The 16,523-nt window shown below is 39.7% G+C and carries 18 protein-coding genes and 1 pseudogene; 15 read left to right on the top strand and 4 right to left on the bottom strand.

Annotated elements, in window-relative coordinates; all coding sequences use genetic code 11:
- Positions 1 to 59: 59 nt before the first annotated feature.
- The 11 genes from ACHUFV_RS11995 (at position 60) to ACHUFV_RS11945 (ending at position 9,507) form a co-directional block, all read left to right on the top strand.
- Positions 60 to 461, top strand: a complete 402-nt coding sequence (locus ACHUFV_RS11995; protein ID WP_394234345.1) for a (deoxy)nucleoside triphosphate pyrophosphohydrolase — start codon at positions 60 to 62, stop codon at positions 459 to 461.
- Between the two features lie 84 nt (positions 462 to 545).
- Positions 546 to 968, top strand: coding sequence for a transcriptional regulator (locus ACHUFV_RS11990; protein ID WP_394234343.1), 423 nt, complete (start codon positions 546 to 548; stop codon positions 966 to 968).
- A gap of 45 nt (positions 969 to 1,013) precedes the next feature.
- Entirely contained in the window at positions 1,014 to 1,757 is a 744-nt protein-coding gene (locus tag ACHUFV_RS11985) for an AraC family transcriptional regulator (RefSeq protein WP_394234341.1), read from the top strand.
- 84 nt (positions 1,758 to 1,841) lie between these two features.
- Positions 1,842 to 2,744, top strand: coding sequence for an EamA family transporter (locus ACHUFV_RS11980; protein ID WP_394234339.1), 903 nt, complete (start codon positions 1,842 to 1,844; stop codon positions 2,742 to 2,744).
- A 592-nt stretch (positions 2,745 to 3,336) separates the two neighbouring features.
- A complete protein-coding gene (locus ACHUFV_RS11975) occupies positions 3,337 to 4,437 on the top strand; it encodes an NAD(P)/FAD-dependent oxidoreductase (RefSeq protein WP_394234337.1) in 1,101 nt (366 codons plus the stop codon).
- Positions 4,437 to 5,309: a DUF3231 family protein gene (locus ACHUFV_RS11970; RefSeq protein WP_394234336.1), complete on the top strand. Its 873-nt coding sequence runs from the start codon at positions 4,437 to 4,439 to the stop codon at positions 5,307 to 5,309. The genes ACHUFV_RS11975 and ACHUFV_RS11970 overlap by 1 nt, the downstream gene beginning before the upstream one ends.
- Positions 5,310 to 5,656: 347 nt before the next feature.
- On the top strand, positions 5,657 to 6,706 hold the full coding sequence (locus ACHUFV_RS11965) for a DUF3231 family protein (RefSeq protein WP_394234334.1): 1,050 nt from the start codon (positions 5,657 to 5,659) through the stop codon (positions 6,704 to 6,706).
- Between the two features lie 233 nt (positions 6,707 to 6,939).
- Complete coding sequence (locus ACHUFV_RS11960) at positions 6,940 to 7,209, top strand: sulfurtransferase TusA family protein (RefSeq protein ID WP_394234332.1); 270 nt, start codon at positions 6,940 to 6,942, stop codon at positions 7,207 to 7,209.
- A 27-nt stretch (positions 7,210 to 7,236) separates the two neighbouring features.
- Entirely contained in the window at positions 7,237 to 7,599 is a 363-nt protein-coding gene (locus tag ACHUFV_RS11955) for a DsrE family protein (protein ID WP_394234330.1), read from the top strand.
- A 14-nt stretch (positions 7,600 to 7,613) separates the two neighbouring features.
- Positions 7,614 to 8,327 (top strand): sulfurtransferase TusA family protein, encoded by a 714-nt coding sequence (locus ACHUFV_RS11950; RefSeq protein ID WP_394234328.1) that lies wholly within the window; start codon positions 7,614 to 7,616, stop codon positions 8,325 to 8,327.
- Positions 8,328 to 8,346: 19 nt separating this feature from the next.
- The gene (locus ACHUFV_RS11945; protein ID WP_394234326.1) at positions 8,347 to 9,507 is read left to right on the top strand and encodes a vitamin-B12 independent methionine synthase; all 1,161 of its coding nucleotides are present in this window, start codon (positions 8,347 to 8,349) and stop codon (positions 9,505 to 9,507) included.
- Between the two features lie 63 nt (positions 9,508 to 9,570).
- Here ACHUFV_RS11945 and ACHUFV_RS11940 read toward each other — a convergent pair whose 3' ends face one another.
- The 4 genes from ACHUFV_RS11940 to ACHUFV_RS11925 form a co-directional block, all read right to left on the bottom strand.
- Complete coding sequence (locus ACHUFV_RS11940) at positions 9,571 to 9,870, bottom strand: hypothetical protein (RefSeq protein ID WP_394234324.1); 300 nt, start codon at positions 9,868 to 9,870, stop codon at positions 9,571 to 9,573.
- Between the two features lie 41 nt (positions 9,871 to 9,911).
- Positions 9,912 to 10,172: a hypothetical protein gene (locus tag ACHUFV_RS11935; protein ID WP_394234322.1), complete on the bottom strand. Its 261-nt coding sequence runs from the start codon at positions 10,170 to 10,172 to the stop codon at positions 9,912 to 9,914.
- Positions 10,173 to 10,406: 234 nt separating this feature from the next.
- Positions 10,407 to 11,039, bottom strand: a complete 633-nt coding sequence (locus ACHUFV_RS11930; RefSeq protein WP_394234320.1) for an MOSC domain-containing protein — start codon at positions 11,037 to 11,039, stop codon at positions 10,407 to 10,409.
- 90 nt (positions 11,040 to 11,129) lie between these two features.
- On the bottom strand, positions 11,130 to 11,657 hold the full coding sequence (locus ACHUFV_RS11925; protein WP_394234318.1) for a molybdopterin-dependent oxidoreductase: 528 nt from the start codon (positions 11,655 to 11,657) through the stop codon (positions 11,130 to 11,132).
- 378 nt (positions 11,658 to 12,035) lie between these two features.
- Between ACHUFV_RS11925 and ACHUFV_RS11920 the strand changes: the two genes are divergently transcribed.
- From ACHUFV_RS11920 to ACHUFV_RS11905, 4 genes and pseudogenes are all read left to right on the top strand, one after another.
- The gene (locus tag ACHUFV_RS11920; protein WP_394234316.1) at positions 12,036 to 13,043 is read left to right on the top strand and encodes an LLM class flavin-dependent oxidoreductase; all 1,008 of its coding nucleotides are present in this window, start codon (positions 12,036 to 12,038) and stop codon (positions 13,041 to 13,043) included.
- A 220-nt stretch (positions 13,044 to 13,263) separates the two neighbouring features.
- Positions 13,264 to 14,241: an NADPH:quinone reductase gene (locus ACHUFV_RS11915; RefSeq protein ID WP_394234314.1), complete on the top strand. Its 978-nt coding sequence runs from the start codon at positions 13,264 to 13,266 to the stop codon at positions 14,239 to 14,241.
- A 390-nt stretch (positions 14,242 to 14,631) separates the two neighbouring features.
- A complete protein-coding gene (locus ACHUFV_RS11910; protein WP_394234312.1) occupies positions 14,632 to 15,702 on the top strand; it encodes a Y-family DNA polymerase in 1,071 nt (356 codons plus the stop codon).
- Positions 15,703 to 16,059: 357 nt separating this feature from the next.
- Positions 16,060 to 16,523, top strand: a pseudogene (locus tag ACHUFV_RS11905) (hypothetical protein); the annotation flags it as partial.

Genomic DNA, 16,523 nt, shown 5'->3' with positions numbered 1-16,523 from the left:
TTTTTTTTCTACCTACGGAACGGTATGATGGATATACATACAACTGTTTGGAGGCTGTTATGAAAAAAGAAATCAATGTTGTAGGAGCAGTCATCATAGAAAATGGGAAAATTCTATGTGCACAAAGGGGTCCAGATCGCTCCCTTCCTAATAAATGGGAATTTCCTGGCGGGAAAATCGAGAAAGAGGAATCGCCACAGGAAGCATTACGTCGTGAAATATGGGAAGAATTGCATTGTAAAATAGAAATTGGCGATCAGATTGAGTACAATGTTCACGAATATGATTTTGGCATTGTCCATTTAACGACATTTATCTGTAAGCTGATAGAGGGTGAACCTGTATTAACTGAGCATGCAGCAATGAAATGGCTGGCACCAAGCGAGTTACAATTATTAGACTGGGCCCCAGCAGATGTGCCGACGATTGAAAAGCTATCAAGTATGACATTTGATCGTTAAGGGCTCTCGCTCGCTTTTTACCAAAGAAGCTGGGACAAAAAAAGGGATATTTTTCAAAAAAAGAGTAAAGGTTGTGATCAAAGGATGGATAAAATCGTTCTTGAGGAGGATATCGTCGTCTATTGTATAACGGCAACGTCTTTTCCGGAAGGTGTTCTGGCTGCACATCAGAAGCTTCATGCTGTGTTTCCTGTAGGAGAAAGAAGGTTTTTTGGGATATCACGCCCGGAAAATGGAGTGATTGTCTACAAAGCAGCAGCAGAAGTTCTAGAAAAGGACAAAGTGGAACAGTTCAATTATGAAACACTTATGATTAAAAAAGGAAATTACAGATGTATGACCATATTGAATTTTATGGAAGATGAACAGAGAATCGGTAAAGCCTTTGGTGAACTGATTTCATCTCCTGATATCGATAGGGATGGCTATTGTATTGAATATTATTATAATGATAAGGATGTAAAGTGTATGGTTCGATTACAGGATCATGATTTACAGGAACGATGATTTTAAAGCCGGCAGAAAAAATAGGGCAGGAATGAAAACAGACAATTGCGAGATGAAAGTATATTAGAATTAATAAGTAATTTAGGGGGGAGTAATATCTACCATATTAAATGTGAGAAAAGATCCTATACGAGAGAGTTTACATTCCATGATCATGAGTTTGGACAATTTCTTTTTCCATTGGATGGTTCATTGGAAATACAAACTAAGTGGCAAGAAATCAATCTTAACTCAGATTATTGTTTTTATATTCCTCCCAGGTTAGGACATAACTATCGTTCGATGGATAGGAATGAATTTTTAATTTTAGATATTCCAATGCAATTTTTACCAGAGGATACAAATGAAATGTATATCCGGTTGGATAAACAATGGACTTCTATTCGTTATCTATTATTGGAAGAGGAGCAAAGTCATGAGAACCTATCCTCTTTAGAAAATTTAACGAGATATGTGACAAACAAACTTCAAACCTCGAAGCCGCCGTCTATAGAATACATTCATAAACATTATAAAGAAACCATTCGATTAGAAACGTTAGCAAAAATAGAGAATTACCACCCCGTGTATTATTCATCATGGTTTAAGAAAAAAACGGGAAAAAGTCCAAAAGCATATCTATCTGAACTTCGTTTTAACGAGGCGAAACATCTATTACGTTCAACAGATTGGTCCATATCGGAGATTAGTGAAGAATTGCGTTTTGAGAATTCCTCCTCCTTTACTAGATGGTTTGTTAATTCTGCGGGAATCTCTCCACTTAAATATAGAATTCTTCATAATGGGTAAAAAGAATATTAAACTTGGTATAGAAAATGTTAATCAAATTTTCTATCATTAGTTTTATATTCTTTTTTTAATGGAGGTGAAAAAATGAAAAGAAAATTACCTCCTGTTTTCGTATTACTTGCTGCAATACTTTGGGGGACCACAGGAACAACGCAGGCACTAGCGCCAGAAGCGGCACACCCGATTGCGATTGGGGCCACCCGTTTAGCGGTGGGAGGCTTATTTTTATTATTGGTATTACTCGTAATAGGCAAATTCAACTTTCGAGGCTGGCCTATCAAGACTACGCTTTTGGCTTCCTTCTGTATGGCTCTATATCAACCATTATTTTTCTCAGCCGTGTCTGTTACAGGGGTAGCCATTGGGACAGTCGTGGCCATTGGGAGCGCGCCTATCTTCTCAGGCCTCATAGAATGGGTGTATGTAAAGAATCGTCCATCTAAAATTTGGTGGAATTCGACGTTCCTATCAATTATAGGCTGTCTATTCATCTTTGTTAATAAAGAATCCTTATTGGTAAACCCAATAGGAATCATAATGGCGCTTGGGGCTGGTTTGTCCTTTGCTAGCTATACATTTATCAGCAGGACCTTGGTTGAAAACCATTCGCCATTATCAGTCGTAGCAGTCGTATTCACCCTTAGTGCGATTTATTTATCGCCATTTTTGTTCATATATAATATGTCCTGGATCATGAGTTTTAGAGGTATGGGTGTAAGTCTACAACTTGGCATTATGGCAACGGGAATAGCCTATCTCCTTTTTTCCAAAGGACTTGTCCATGTGTCGTCCTCGACGGCAGTTACGCTTTCGTTAGCAGAACCACTAACCGCTGCGTTACTAGGTGTTTTTCTATTAAACGAAACCTTAACAATCACTTCGTGGTTTGGGATCCTCCTCTTAATCCTAGGAATTGGAATCTTATTATGGTTCCCCAAAAAACTAAAATCCAATGAGCCAGTTAAGAATGGGGCACGAATCTCATAAACTATCAAAAAAGCTTGGAACATTTTCCAAGCTTTTGTCTTTAATATGTTTTAAAGGAGAAGTTGTACCAGTTCATTAGTCGCTAAGGCGAGTTTGATAGATAAGCGGAGAAATTTCTCCTAATTAGCAAATAACTCTGAAAATAGCTTAAATAGACGGAAGGATTCCGACTATTGACTCGAAAAACGTAAAATGAGTCATTTTGCTTTGCTTAATCGGAAAACCTCCGCTTATTTACCGCGAACAGAGCTCTAATATACATACTAACCGAAAAATATCCGTTTATTTTACTTATCTCTGGTTACCTACCTAAGAAAAAAAACACAGCAAATTATCATGCCGCAGGAATATGCGGGTGCGTTGTTCATTTTAGTTGGTGTATTTTTGGCAAATTCCACATTTTTAAAAAAACAGAAAATATTATATCTTTCAAATCCATAAGCCTCTTGCAACTATTTTGGTATAGGTGCCTGTCCTTCCGGCCCTTTAACTAAAGTCCTTTTTACTTGGAATAAATGGTTACATACATTGTTTCATCCAAGAGAATACTCCTTTTGTAACAGTATTTAGGAAAAGAGGCTTAACAAGGGATATGGATATTGCGATAATGGGTGCCGGACTGTCTGGTCTGGCATGCGCGATTACACTTGAAAAAAACGGAATAACCCCGACGATATTTGAAAAACGAGGAAAAGTGGGTGATCGATTTGTTAACGGAGAGGTTCTGCTATCTATCTTTTCAAGACCGGTACACGATTGTATTGCATCATTGTCAGAAGACTTTGGGATTTACTTAAAACCCACTTCTAACATCCAAAAAATGGAGCTTTTTTCAAAAAATGAAAAAGTGATAATAGAGGGGCAGCTCGGATTTACGAATATCCGGGGCAGGGAACAGGATTCCTTCGAATCACAGCTTAAACGACAAGTACATTCACGGATTCATTTTCATTCCGAGCATACATATGAACAATTGCTAAGTAAATATTCTCATGTAGTTATGGCCACTGGTGATGGAAATTATGCAAAAGAAACGAGAAATTTCAGGGAGGATTTAACTGTCTCCATAAAAGGGTCAACGGTGGAAGGAACCTTTGATCGTTACACTGTAATCGCTTGGCTAAATTACGATATAGCTCCTTATGGATATTGTTTTCTTATTCCCTTTTCAGAAAAAGAAGCAACGATTTCTATAGCTATTCCGGATCTTCCTGAAATAGACCAATCTATTAACGATTTATGGGATATGTTTTATACAAAGGTCCGTGACCAATTGAAACAGGATTTACCGATAACCGATCAGTTTCAAGTTACAAGGTATCCGATTGGAATCTGTCGATCTGCCCGGATCGGAAACACCTTTTACGTGGGGAATTGTTTTGGAAGCATGATGCCTTTCATGGGCTTTGGTCAATACGCTGCCCTTTTAAGTGGGGTATATGCTGCCTATGATTTGTGCGGATTGGGAAAGTATGAGGAATTAATGGAACCACTACGCCAAAGTTATGAAAATTCACTCGTATTAAGAAGAGCTATGGAGCAATTATCGAATGACGGATTGGACCGAATCATACGATCCTTACAAGGTTATTGGGGTGAAAAGCTATTCCAAACGAAAACAATTAACCCATTAAAAGTGGCCGGTTTTTTACTTCGGCCTTATTTAAAAATGAAAAAAGGAGTAACCTCATAATGAATAACCGAGAGTTAATTTCCCTTAGCGCTTCTGAACTTGGTTTTCTATGGACCGGATATACTATTAATCAAATGTCTAAATGGTATTTAACAGCCTTTCGTGAACAAGCAAAAGACGAGGATATTAAAAATTTATATTCATTTGTGTTAAAAAAAAATATTGAAATTTTAACTAAACGAAAAAAATTTCTCGGTGACGCAGGTTATCCTATTCCAGGTAGCTTTTCCGAAAAGGATATAAAAGAAAACCAACCACCTTTGTTTTCCGATCGATTCTTATTGTTCTACATTCATCTTGGGGCCCGGCTTGGTCTAGAATTCCACTCAAGATCATTGGCTCTAGCTACTAGGGGAGATATTCGAGAATATCATGCAGATTGTTTACATTCTGCTGTTAGCATATATGAACATGTCGTGGATCTTCTTCTAAATAAAGGGGTATATTGGCGACCACCATCATTATCCGCACCCTCTACTTCAGAAGTAGTCCAAAAATCCAGTTATTTGAATGGGTGGTTTGGGGATACCCGTCCAGCAAATAGTATGGAAATAGCCAATCTTTATTTAATTATAGATACTCTTTTAATAATAGAAGCATTATCAATTGGCTTTGCTCAAACCTCAGATTCTGAGGAGGTTGTCGAGTTATTTCAAAAAGGGGCTGATATTGCGAAAAAACAATATAGTGCATTGGGAGAATTATTAAAGAAAGATGAACTGCCCATTCCACCCAGTTATTCAGCCGAAGTATCGGATAGCAAAGTAAGAATATTTTCCGACCGGATCATGGTTAATCATTTAGCTGGATTATTCGGTACACTCTTGTCACAATATGGTTTTTCTCTTGGTACGATCATGAACAATGAGTAGGTTGCATCCTTTTCTGCACAAATCACAAAAGCTGGTGCGTTCTCGGAAAAAATTACTCGATTTCTTATAGAGCGGGAATGGTTAGAAAAGATACCCGGTGCAGTACCAAGGAGTAGCAGATAGAACATTAGGGTGCCAGGCATCATCCGTTTTCTGCGGGGCAATGACTATCAGGCAGGATGTAAGAGACCCTTACGATTTTAAAGTGGATTGTGTCGGTCTTTTTTTATGTAGAAAAAGAGATCTCGTCGACAAATTCGAAGCGGCTTTCCAATCAAGAACTAAGTTGGAATTAAAGGACTTCCCATTGGTAATCCTAAACAAAAACGAGGGAAAGAGGATTCGTTATGACCACGGATAGGGATTTAAATCCAATGAATGTGATGAAGCCAATCAATCTAAGTGCGAAAGAGTTAGATGAAGGTCAACCCTTTACGGCCTCTGAAATTGGAAAGCTTTGGGCCACCTACTTAGGAAATAAGATGTCATCGCAAATTTTAACTTATTTTCTCCAGCATTGTGAGGATGAACATATTCGGACGCTATTGGAAAATGGTTTAGCCTTATCGAAGGATTTTATTAAAAGGATCCAAGGCTTTTTTGAGAAAGAGAAATTTCCTATACCCATTGGCTTTACGGAGGAGGATGTAAATCTTGGAGCCCCACGTTTATTCCAGGATGAATTTTATCCACATTATCTAAAATATGCGGCAAAGGCAGGGATGAGCCTTTATTCAGTAGCGATCCCCTTAACATTGAGGGAGGACATACGAGAGTTTTTTATCTATGTTAATGAGTCCACAACAGCCTTTATAGGACAAATTAATAATGTGTTAATCGAAAAAAAGTTTATTCCGAAACTACCAACTATTCCTTATCCTGAGGGAGTAGGGTTTGTCCATAAACAAAGCTACTTAAAGGGGTTTGTGGGAGATGTCCGACAATTAAATGCAATGGAAATTATTCATCTTTTTGATAACATTGAGAATAATGTAACGAGTAAGGCCCTATTATTGGGTTTTTGTCAGACGGTTCAAGATGAAAAGATTAAGGCGTTGTTTAAAAGAGGGTTAGACATGACGGATAAAGCGGTTAAGCAGTATAAGGAAAAGCTACACTTAGAACACCTGCAGTCCCCGTCCTATCTGGATCATTTAGTGACAACATCTAAATATCCTCCCTTTTCCGACAAAATCATGCTTTTTCACAAAGCAGACATGTTCTCCATAAAGATTAGGTCTTTTGGCAACTCACTGGCCGTAAGCCCAAGAAGGGATTTAGCCTTACTTTATGGAAGAACGCTGATAAACATTGGTTTATTTGTCGACGACAGTGCCAATATCTTAATTGAAAAAGGCTGGCTAGAAGCACCCCCACAAGCATTTGACCGTGACTAGACATGGTGTCAGGCACCACAAAAAGACAAAGTGGTGTTTTTTGTCCATGTGCGGAGAACATCAAACATTCAAGGTGCCAGGCACCATCCATTTTCTGGATGGTGCCTTATTTATGCCTTCCAAAAGAATATATCTATTTTATCGATAGATTTTCATTTATAAAACAGATAAAATAAATACTATTTTGATATATGGTCTAGTATAATGAGAGTGTTACAAATATTGGATGTTGCATGTTAGGATTGGTGAAGGGAATGATGCTGATGAATGAGGAGCTTGTTCCTCAGTTAACGTATGATGCGGGGCCTACCGGGTGTGGCGAATTGATTATGAATTTATTTTTGACAATGAGAAAGATGAGCAAGGGTGACATGATTGAAGTCATATCGTATGATCCGGGTGCACGCGAGGATATCCCTGCATGGTGCCGGCTGCAAAACCATATTTTATTGAAACGAGTGGATGACGGCAACACAAGTCATTACTATATTAGAAAAGTTTAAACCAACAAATTGAGGAGGCTATGTAACATGGCAGGTAAATTTTTAGTAAGTATTACAAATGCAAAAAACGATCAGGATAAAGCAACAGTTGGGTTTGTAGTGGCCAATGCGGCAGTCGCATCTGGACAAGAAACGGTTGTCTTTTTAAATGTTGAAGGCGCTTACTTAGGGTCTAAGGGGTATGCAGATGATATGCATGAGGAAGGCTTTGCCCCATTAAAACAGCTGATGGAGCTATTTGTTGAGGCCGGTGGTACGATTTGGGTATGCAGCCCATGCTATAAAAAACGCCAGTTAGATGAAGAAAATCTTGTAGACGGTGCTGTGATTGTTGGCGGAGCAAAGGTGGTTGAATTCCTAAGCCAGGGTGCTGCTTCTATTACATACTAAGTGAAGGTGATATGATGATAAATCCGAATGCGGTTTGTGACGGCGGGGATTTGGATTGCGGTTCAGGCTTACTTTTAATCATCAAAAAAGCGATGGATCCTTTAGAAGGCGGCCAAATCCTTGAAGTCCGAAGCCGTGAACGAACGGTTGCAGAGGACCTGCCGGCATGGTGCAGAATGGTGAATCATGAATTTCTTGGCTCAGAGCCAGGAGATCACACCACCTTGTATTTCATTCGCAAAGGCTCAAGCCAGGAAGAGCTTGCGAATGAATTGGAGGCAGCAAAAGGGTACAAATGGAATGTTCGGGTGCAGGGGGGCAACGGGTTAACAGCCAAAGTCCACTCCCGAAACCATACGTTCGCAGCCGGACAGCCCGCTGACTTTAGTCCGAAGGTTGAGGCACCAAGCGCGATTGACTACCTGCTTGGATCCCTTGCCTCATGCTTGACTGTTGGCTTTAAGGCGCAGGCATCAAGAAAAAATATTGAGCTTGATCATGTGGAAGTATCGTTAAAAGCAGGACTTGAGAATGTTCTGTTCCATCTTGAATTAGAGAATGAGGGCAGTCCAAGGATTGAAAGCATTAGCGGAGCCTTTTATGTCTCATCTCCTGAAGACGAGGAAGAACTACAGACGCTGTGGGAGCAAACGCTAAAACGTTCTCCAATCTATCAAACTCTAAAACAATCAATCGAAATAAAGATACAGTTTTCCATTGTCTATTGATAGGGAGGTTATTATAACTATGACATTACCCCAATTTCCAACAACCGTCATTGGCAGCTGGCCGCGGTCAAAAGAGGTTCAAAAAGCGATGCGTGAAAAGCGCGCCGGACGGATCAGTAAGGAAGAATTTAATAGCATTGCAGATCAAGCGGTGCTGCAGTGTTTGAAATGGCAGGAAGAGGCTGGTATGGATATCGTTTCTGACGGAGAACAGCGCCGTGATAATTATATTTCATTTGTAGCTGATCACCTGGAAAATGTTCGGATGCTAAGTGTGTCGGAGCTGCTAGAATATGTGGAGGATAAATCCAGCTTCGAGGAAATTCTCGGAACGCTTGATGTTCCTGCCTATTCCATGTCAAATCCAGCAGCCATCGGAAAAATCAGCCGTAGGGAACCACTGGCGCTGAATGATTTCTTATTTTTAAAAAAGCATACGAACAAACCGGTGAAGGTGACCTTACCGGGGCCCTATCTCTTAACAAGGTCCATGTGGGTGGAAGGACTTTCAATCAATGCGTACCCAACGAAGGAGGATTTATCAGCTGATATTATCCGTGTGCTACGGGAAGAATTGGAGGATTTGATTGCCGCTGGGGCAGAATTTGTTCAATTCGATGAGCCTGTCTTAACGGAAGTGGTGTTCACCCAAAAAAATGCAAACCGTACCTTTATGTGCGGTGCACTGACAGCCAAAGCGGATGCGCATGAGGAGCTTGCCTTTGCCCTTGAGTTAATCAATCAAGTGACAGAGGGAATGCGGGGCAGGGGAACGAGAATCGGGGTTCATATTTGCCGCGGTAACTGGAGCACGCAGGATGAGATTCTGCTTCGCGGACCTTATTTTCCATTAGTACCGTATTTAAAAGATGCAAATGTTGATCAGCTGGCATTAGAATTTGCCACACCACGCGCAGGTGAAATTGAGGCCATATCTGATATCGGCGGGAAGGAAATCGGCTTTGGTGCCGTCAATCCAAGAACAGAAACCCTTGAAAGTGTGGATGAAATTATCGCTAGAGTGGAAGAATTGAGAAAATTTGTCCCGGATGAAAAAATCTTTCTAAATCCCGATTGTGGCTTCGGAACATTTGCTCAACGCCCAATGAATAGTGATCAACTAGCCTTCGAAAAATTACAAACGCTCGCACAAGCAGCAAAACAGCTTAGAGCCAATTAGAGTGTCAGGCACCACAAAAAGACAAAAGCATGCTTTTGTCTTTTTGTGGTGCCTGACACCCATTCATCTAAACGGAACAAATGGCCCTGCATATGGAAAGGTTCCAGGTAACTGGTGGTGGTGGGTTTGGATATTGTACTGAGTTCCTCCAACATGATAATGGTGTGGGTGTGGGCCATGGTACATTTGACCCCATGCACCATACATTGGATGTGGAAATCCATGATACGTTGTGCCATACATTCCAGTGGTAATTGTATACATAGCAATCAAACTCCATTCTACTTTTTCTTCATGGTATTGGACAGTAATTTCTCCTATACTATGCAAATCAGAAGAAGGAGCCTGTGTGTATATCATCAATTTTCTAGAATTCCCTTACTGAAAATCCAAGAGCTTTATAACTAATTTTCTTCGTTCCAAGTGTCAAAATGGTCTAAACCAACCTGTTTGAGCCCATTTAGCTTCGTGATGAGTGCATCGATGTCATAGGTATGTATGGTATCCTTCCATTCATTATTTTCTTCGGTTTTGGATTGGATATGTATCTCCATGTAGCCGTCCCATCTTATATTGGCATCAAATATTCCCTCTTCGTCCTCAACTTCTATTCCAATAATATGATCTTCATCATTTACATGCTTTGACTTGATAATCCACTTCATAATCTTCCACCTTTACATCTCTTAATCTGGAGGTTTACTGTAGCAGAGGCTTTTTCTGTATCGTTTCCCTTTTTGACTGACTATATCCATTGTCATTTATTTTTCCCGATTAGAGGGGGACCAGGTACTATGGCAAACTCTTCTTTTAAAGAAGTGTGCAGCAGTCCAATACGCTATACAAAAAAACCTAGCTTTTTAGGCTAGGCTTTAGTGTGATCCAGAGACTTCGCAAACTCATAACAATTTTAAGAATCTATTCCGCCAGTCCTCGGCAAGGGCATCAACGGTCAATATTTTTTCAATCGATGCTTTCTCTTCTTTTTGATGAAAAAGAATGTGTGTAGCAAAGGAAACGGTTATTTCCTTTGCGTGCTTTTCCAAAAGCGTGATTTCCGAATCGACCCTAATTTCTCCCTCTTCCAATACTCGAAAAAAGTAGCCCGTTAGAGACGTTTCAAACACTTTCTGTAGCAGCTGTTTTTCCTCGTTATAATCAGAGATTGTTACACAAGGTACCCTTCCTTGTGTGATCTGAAGAATCGTATCTCCTATTTTATAAATGTCACCAATACAAACCTGTTCCTCCGTCATCCCTGTTGCCGTAATATTTTCACCAAAAGCCGGTAGAGTAAACTTCTTTTGAAAGACCTCTTCCCAATAGGAGTAATGCTCGTATGGATACAAGCAGACTACACGGTCTGGTCCCCCGTGAAATTGGTGATTGGCCACATCATCCCCAGCAATGATAGATTTTTCCACCTTAAAGGATGGTACAGCCGATTTTCCTATGGCAGAAAATTCCTTCTTGTTATTCCAATGGTATTCCTTTGGTTTTCCAATAGATAAATGGATAATTTTTCGATTCAATTTGAATGTACCTCACTTTGACAGTACTAGTGTTAGTTGAAAAGGATTTCTTTTTTCAAAAAAGTAAAACTTCATATAAAGCAATGTTCTTTATCGATACCGCTCTTCCTTAAATGGATTTGCCGTCATAGAATAGCCCAGCTCCTCCCAAAATCCCGCTTCATCGTCCTTCATGAATTGAATGCCAGTAGCCCATTTCGAACCCTTCCATAGATAAAAGGAGGCAGGGGGGATAAATCGTAATGGATAGCCATGCTTTGGTGTGATCTCCGACCATTGCTCCTGATTGACATCCTTATAGCGATACACGAACAACGCATCATCTCCCATTAAATCCTTCAATGGTAAATTTGCTGAGTAACCAAACGGGTCTCCATTATAGTAGCCGAATATCTTCACATATTGGACATCCGGCCGAAGCTTTACTAGGTTGACGAACTCCCGCAGCGTAATGCCTTCAAACGCCATTCCAAATTTGGACCATGTTGTCACACAGTGCATGTCAATCGTAGAAATTGTCTTGGGTAAATCCATCACTTCGGAGTAAGTGAAGGTTTTCTCTTCTTCTACTTCGCCAAACAGTTTAAATTTCCATGTTTCTTCGTTAAACTCATACACGTCCCCTTGATGTAAAACAGGCCATTTCTCTGTTTCGAATTGTCATGGAGGTAATTTTGTCATAATTTTTTCCTTTCTTTGTAAAAAATAGTTATGTATGCTGATCTTAGTCAAAATGATACCGATTGCGGGATTTTTTCGCAACTAATTGAAAAGCTATTAGTGTGGCAGAGGATAGGGGGAGGCTTCTGAATGTAAAACAATCCTTCCGATACATTAGTCTAAATCTGCATATGTGATCTAAAAAGGAGTGTGCGAAGGCACATTAATTTAAATCATTTATTTTTCCTGTTAGGATAAAAACATATTACATATGTGGGTCGAATAACTACGAAACCTACCAAACAATTAAACGAAAAAGAAAGAAGTGGATATTTCATGCCAATTACTAGACCGACAAAATCCATCAACGACATATCCTTTTCCGTCCTTGACCTTGCACCCGTCGTGCAAGGAGGCACGCCTAGCCAATCCTTCCAGCATTCGATAGAGTTAGCTCAGTTAACGGAAAAATTAGGCTATAAACGATACTGGTTAGCGGAGCACCATAATATGCCAGGCATTGCAAGCTCGGCGACATCCTTAGTAATCGGCCATGTAGCGGCACATACTTCAACGATCCGTGTAGGATCCGGTGGAATCATGCTTCCAAACCATTCACCATTGGTTATCGCGGAGCAATTCGGAACTCTCGAAGCGATGTTTCCAGGCCGAATTGATTTAGGCTTAGGGCGTGCACCGGGAACGGATCAACGAACAGCCCAAGCCCTTCGTGGAGCAAACTACGCCAATGGCGATGATTTCCCACAACAATTAGAACAGCTGCATGCCTATTTCCAAGGTTCGGGAGCGATACGAGCAATTCCTGGTGAAGGAGCAAAGATCCCGATTTGGCTGTTAGGTTCAAGTGGGTTCAGTGCCCGATTATCGGCACAGCTCGGGATGCCGTTTGCTTTCGCCAGTCATTTTTCACCTGAAAACACACTGCCAGCCCTGAAATTGTATTACGAGAACTTCCAACCATCTGAGGATTATAAGGAGCCTTATGCAATGGTGGCAGTCAACGTCATCGCGGCGGATACGGATGAGGAAGCTGAATTTCTTGCCACTTCCATCAAACAGACCTTTTTAAACATGATAAGAAACACACCATCACAATTACAACCGCCAGTAAAGAATTTGGATGAGATGATGAGCCCGTATGAAAAAGCGATTTTAGACAAACAATTAGGCTCAACAATCATCGGAAATCCGACAAACGTAAAGAATAAGCTGAAAGCCTTTTTAGATGAGACAAAAGCCGATGAGATAATGGTGAGCACAATGGTCTATGACCACCACGCCCGACTCTACTCCCACCGGCTCGTGGCAGAAATATTTGGGTAACGACCAGGGGGACGGGTTCACTGGATTTTTTTATGAATTCGCGTAACTTCTGTAGTTAAGAAAGAATCAAGCGAACTCTCTCCTAATTCGTTTGGGAGAGAGTTTTGTTTTTGTACTAGACCGGATAAATAGATATGGTGGAAATTTATATAAAATTTGATATTTTACAAATTAGCAATGGTATAATTCTACTAATAATGCATTTTTTAGGGGAGATAAAATGAAAGCAATTCAAGTTACAGAGTTTGGTGGACCTGAAAAATTAGTATATACAGAGGTTGAGGATGTTGTTGCAGGAAAGGGAGAGGTATGTGTTCGTTTATACGCAGCGGGTGTTAATCCGGCTGATGCCTATACATTAACAGGTACATATGCGACTATCCCTCAGTTACCTTATACTCCAGGGGTAGACGGTGCAGGGATAGTGGAAGCGATTGGAGAGGAAGTCTCAAATGTACGTGTTGGTGATCGAGTATTTATTGCGACCTTAAATGGGAGTTATAGTACGGGCACATTTGCTCAAAAAGTAGTATGTGATAAAACGAACGTTTATCCATTGCCAGACCATGTATCTTTTGAACAAGGTGCGGCATTAGGAATACCGGCATTGACTGCCTATCGTGCATTATTCCAACGTGCAAACTTGAAGCCCGGTCAAATCGTTCTTGTTCATGGCGCTAGTGGTGGGGTTGGATTACAGGCTGTACAAATGGCAAAAGCCCACGGTGCTAAAGTGATTGGAACAGCAAGTAAGCCAGAGGGTAAAAAAATGGTTGAGCAAGCGGGCGCAGATGTTGTCATTGATCATGTGAAAGAAGCCACGATTAAAGATGTGCTAGCCTTAACAGATGGCCATGGACCTGATGTAATTATTGAGTTTTTAGCAAATGTTAATTTAGAAACAGATTTAAAGCTGATTTCATCATTTGGTAAAATTGTAATTATTGGAAATCGCGGTTCAATAGAAATAAATCCACGACTTGCCATGCAAAAGGAATGTGATATTTTAGGAACAGCCCTTTGGAACGCACGGCAAGATGAATATGAAGAAAGCATTCACGGTGTCATTGATATGCTAACAAGCGGTGCGCTTCGTCCGATTATTGGTACAACTTTGTCATTACAGAAAGCGTCGCAGGGCTTTGAAGAGCTAGCAAAAGGTATTGGAAATGGTAAAATTGTTTTAAGTATTGACTAATTATTCTATATAATTTAAAGCGTTTATTCGATATCTTTTAGTATAAGGCAATCATTTTTAAGGAAGTTATCGTTAACAACGCCAAAACCATTGACGAAGAACCTATTATTGAGTTCTTCCTCAAAACATTTCACCCATTAGACACCCCTGCAACATTTCCTCAACATCTGAGATTTAGGGAAAATTTATATGATAAAAGATCATGGTGAAACTAAGTAGGAGAAATATAACACCTTTTTTGGTTATAATGTATGTAGCAGTGACGCATTGGCCATTGTGGGATATAGGTGATCCACCCGAAGTCTACCACAGGGATTTGGGTGGATTTTATTTTGGTATTTTTTGATTTGTGACAGTGTTAAGGTTTTATTCATTCAAAGGAGTTCCTTTATGTCTAGAAAAACTATTCTCCTTGTAGATATGAACTCTTTTTTTGCGAGTGTTCATCAAGCTGAGGATCCATCATTACTTGGGAAACCTATCATAGTTGGAGGGATTCCTAACAATAGAACAAAGGGAATGGTCATTGCAGCTAGTTATGAAGCTAAAGACAAGGGTGTTTATACGACCATGACGGTGTACGAGGCCCTGAAAAAGTGTCCAGAGGCTATCATTGTTGAGCGTAATCATCCTTTATATAGTAGTTATTCAAAAAAAATAATGGAATTTTTACGTTTAATTGGGCCAACGGAAACAGCTAGCATTGACGAAGCGTATGTAGATATAACCGAGAGAGTAGAAAAAGGCACATCACCAAGAGCAATAGCGATGTACATTCAAAGGACTCTATGGACTAAATTAAGACTCGGCTGTAGTATTGGCTGCAGTAATACCAAAACGGTAGCCAAAATGGCAGCCGATATTAAAAAGCCTTTTGGTTATGTCCATTTAGGACAATTGCAGTTTTGTTCCTATTTTCATCCACAGAAGTTAAGCAAATTACATGGTTGTGGCTTAAAAACGGAAGAGAAATTAAATAAATACAATCTATTTACTATAGGAGATCTTGCAAAGGCTGATCCTCTCCAATTAAAACTAATTCTTGGAAAAAGGGGAGAGTGGCTCCAAAAGGCAGCATTAGGGCAAGGATCGGATCAGGTTCATGCAGAACGAGAAAAGGGAGATAAGACCATTGGAAAAGAAAGAACATTTTCACAACCAACTTCGGATCCTGAATTTTTGATGAGCCTGGCAAAAAATATGATTGAGTCATTATGTGCTAGACTAAAACATAAAAGGTTAAGAGCAGGTACCATTGCAATCGTATATAAAACAAACAGAGGAGAAGGTAGTCATTCTAAAAGCATTACTGTTGAAGAGGCTACACACGATCCAGATTTACTATATACCATTGTAGAGAAGCTTTATGATGATCACCTAAGCGAGGATCCGTTAATTTTGTTTGGTGTTCGTTTAAGTAATTTTAAAGATACAAATTATATTCAATTGAGTTTATTTTAAAGTACTAAGGGGACAGGCCCACTGGGTTTTTTATGGATCATCGTAACATCAGATAAGCGGAGAAATTTCTCTAAATTAGGAAATAGCACTGAAAAATAGCTGAAATAGACGGAAGGATTCCGACTATTGACTCGAAAAAAGTAAAATGGGTCATTTTACTTTGCTTAATCGGAAAACCTCCGCTTACATACTCCAATCCGAGTTATACTATGCAGTATAATAGAAAAATCTCCGCCTATTTTCATTATCTTTGGTGAGCCCGTCCATCCGGCTCCCCAAAACAAACATAAGAGTAGAAAAAGCGAGAAATTGAGGATATGCTTATTAAGTTGAAAGCCTAAAAAAGGAGAAAGAAACATGAACACATCAGAAATAGAAAATTTGCAGAATGAGCTTTTTACTGAAAATATTAAGCGCATGCATCCTCAATCCAAGCAAACTCTATTAGCTGAAATTTCAGCCTTGGAGAAAGATAAAAAGGCAGATGAAAAAGCAAAGCAATATTTGAAATGGGTTGACAAACAAACAGAGTTCAACTTTTATTTAGCCTTGCTTCCAAAGGGGAATGGATTAATTTTATTAAAGCAAAATTTAAAGGCTGCCTTAGTGATAGGATTTAATCGACCTAATGAGAATTTAAAGCCATTGTTTGAGGGTCATGATCTTATTCTAGAAATCCTAAATCTTCATTCGATGCAAAAAGGCGAAGGGTTTAAGATTATGCAGAAGGTAATGGATGTATCAAAAAAAATCAATTCTCCTATCTGCTTATGGGCAGAAACGGAAGAGAACGTACAATACTTTGAGCGTTATGGATTTAA

The sequence above is a fragment of the Niallia oryzisoli genome, assembly GCF_043641075.1.
Lineage (GTDB): Bacteria > Bacillota > Bacilli > Bacillales > Cytobacillaceae > Bacillus_BD > Bacillus_BD oryzisoli_A.
The sequence above is the reverse complement of the archived record's forward strand: the minus strand, read 5'-3'. Positions and strand labels throughout refer to the sequence as shown.

What these genes read in the sequence shown, in the direction of transcription:
- ACHUFV_RS11960 (WP_394234332.1), top strand. Translation starts at nt 6,940, where the DNA reads ATGTTAGGATTGGTGAAGGGAATGATGCTGATGAATGAGGAGCTTGTT.
- ACHUFV_RS11970 (WP_394234336.1), top strand. Translation starts at nt 4,437, where the DNA reads ATGAATAACCGAGAGTTAATTTCCCTTAGCGCTTCTGAACTTGGTTTT.
- ACHUFV_RS11950 (WP_394234328.1), top strand. Translation starts at nt 7,614, where the DNA reads ATGATAAATCCGAATGCGGTTTGTGACGGCGGGGATTTGGATTGCGGT.
- ACHUFV_RS11995 (WP_394234345.1), top strand. Translation starts at nt 60, where the DNA reads ATGAAAAAAGAAATCAATGTTGTAGGAGCAGTCATCATAGAAAATGGG.
- ACHUFV_RS11975 (WP_394234337.1), top strand. Translation starts at nt 3,337, where the DNA reads ATGGATATTGCGATAATGGGTGCCGGACTGTCTGGTCTGGCATGCGCG.
- ACHUFV_RS11910 (WP_394234312.1), top strand. Translation starts at nt 14,632, where the DNA reads ATGTCTAGAAAAACTATTCTCCTTGTAGATATGAACTCTTTTTTTGCG.
- ACHUFV_RS11935 (WP_394234322.1), bottom strand. Translation starts at nt 10,172, where the DNA reads ATGAAGTGGATTATCAAGTCAAAGCATGTAAATGATGAAGATCATATT.
- ACHUFV_RS11980 (WP_394234339.1), top strand. Translation starts at nt 1,842, where the DNA reads ATGAAAAGAAAATTACCTCCTGTTTTCGTATTACTTGCTGCAATACTT.
- ACHUFV_RS11965 (WP_394234334.1), top strand. Translation starts at nt 5,657, where the DNA reads ATGACCACGGATAGGGATTTAAATCCAATGAATGTGATGAAGCCAATC.
- ACHUFV_RS11945 (WP_394234326.1), top strand. Translation starts at nt 8,347, where the DNA reads ATGACATTACCCCAATTTCCAACAACCGTCATTGGCAGCTGGCCGCGG.
- ACHUFV_RS11915 (WP_394234314.1), top strand. Translation starts at nt 13,264, where the DNA reads ATGAAAGCAATTCAAGTTACAGAGTTTGGTGGACCTGAAAAATTAGTA.
- ACHUFV_RS11920 (WP_394234316.1), top strand. Translation starts at nt 12,036, where the DNA reads ATGCCAATTACTAGACCGACAAAATCCATCAACGACATATCCTTTTCC.
- ACHUFV_RS11990 (WP_394234343.1), top strand. Translation starts at nt 546, where the DNA reads ATGGATAAAATCGTTCTTGAGGAGGATATCGTCGTCTATTGTATAACG.
- ACHUFV_RS11955 (WP_394234330.1), top strand. Translation starts at nt 7,237, where the DNA reads ATGGCAGGTAAATTTTTAGTAAGTATTACAAATGCAAAAAACGATCAG.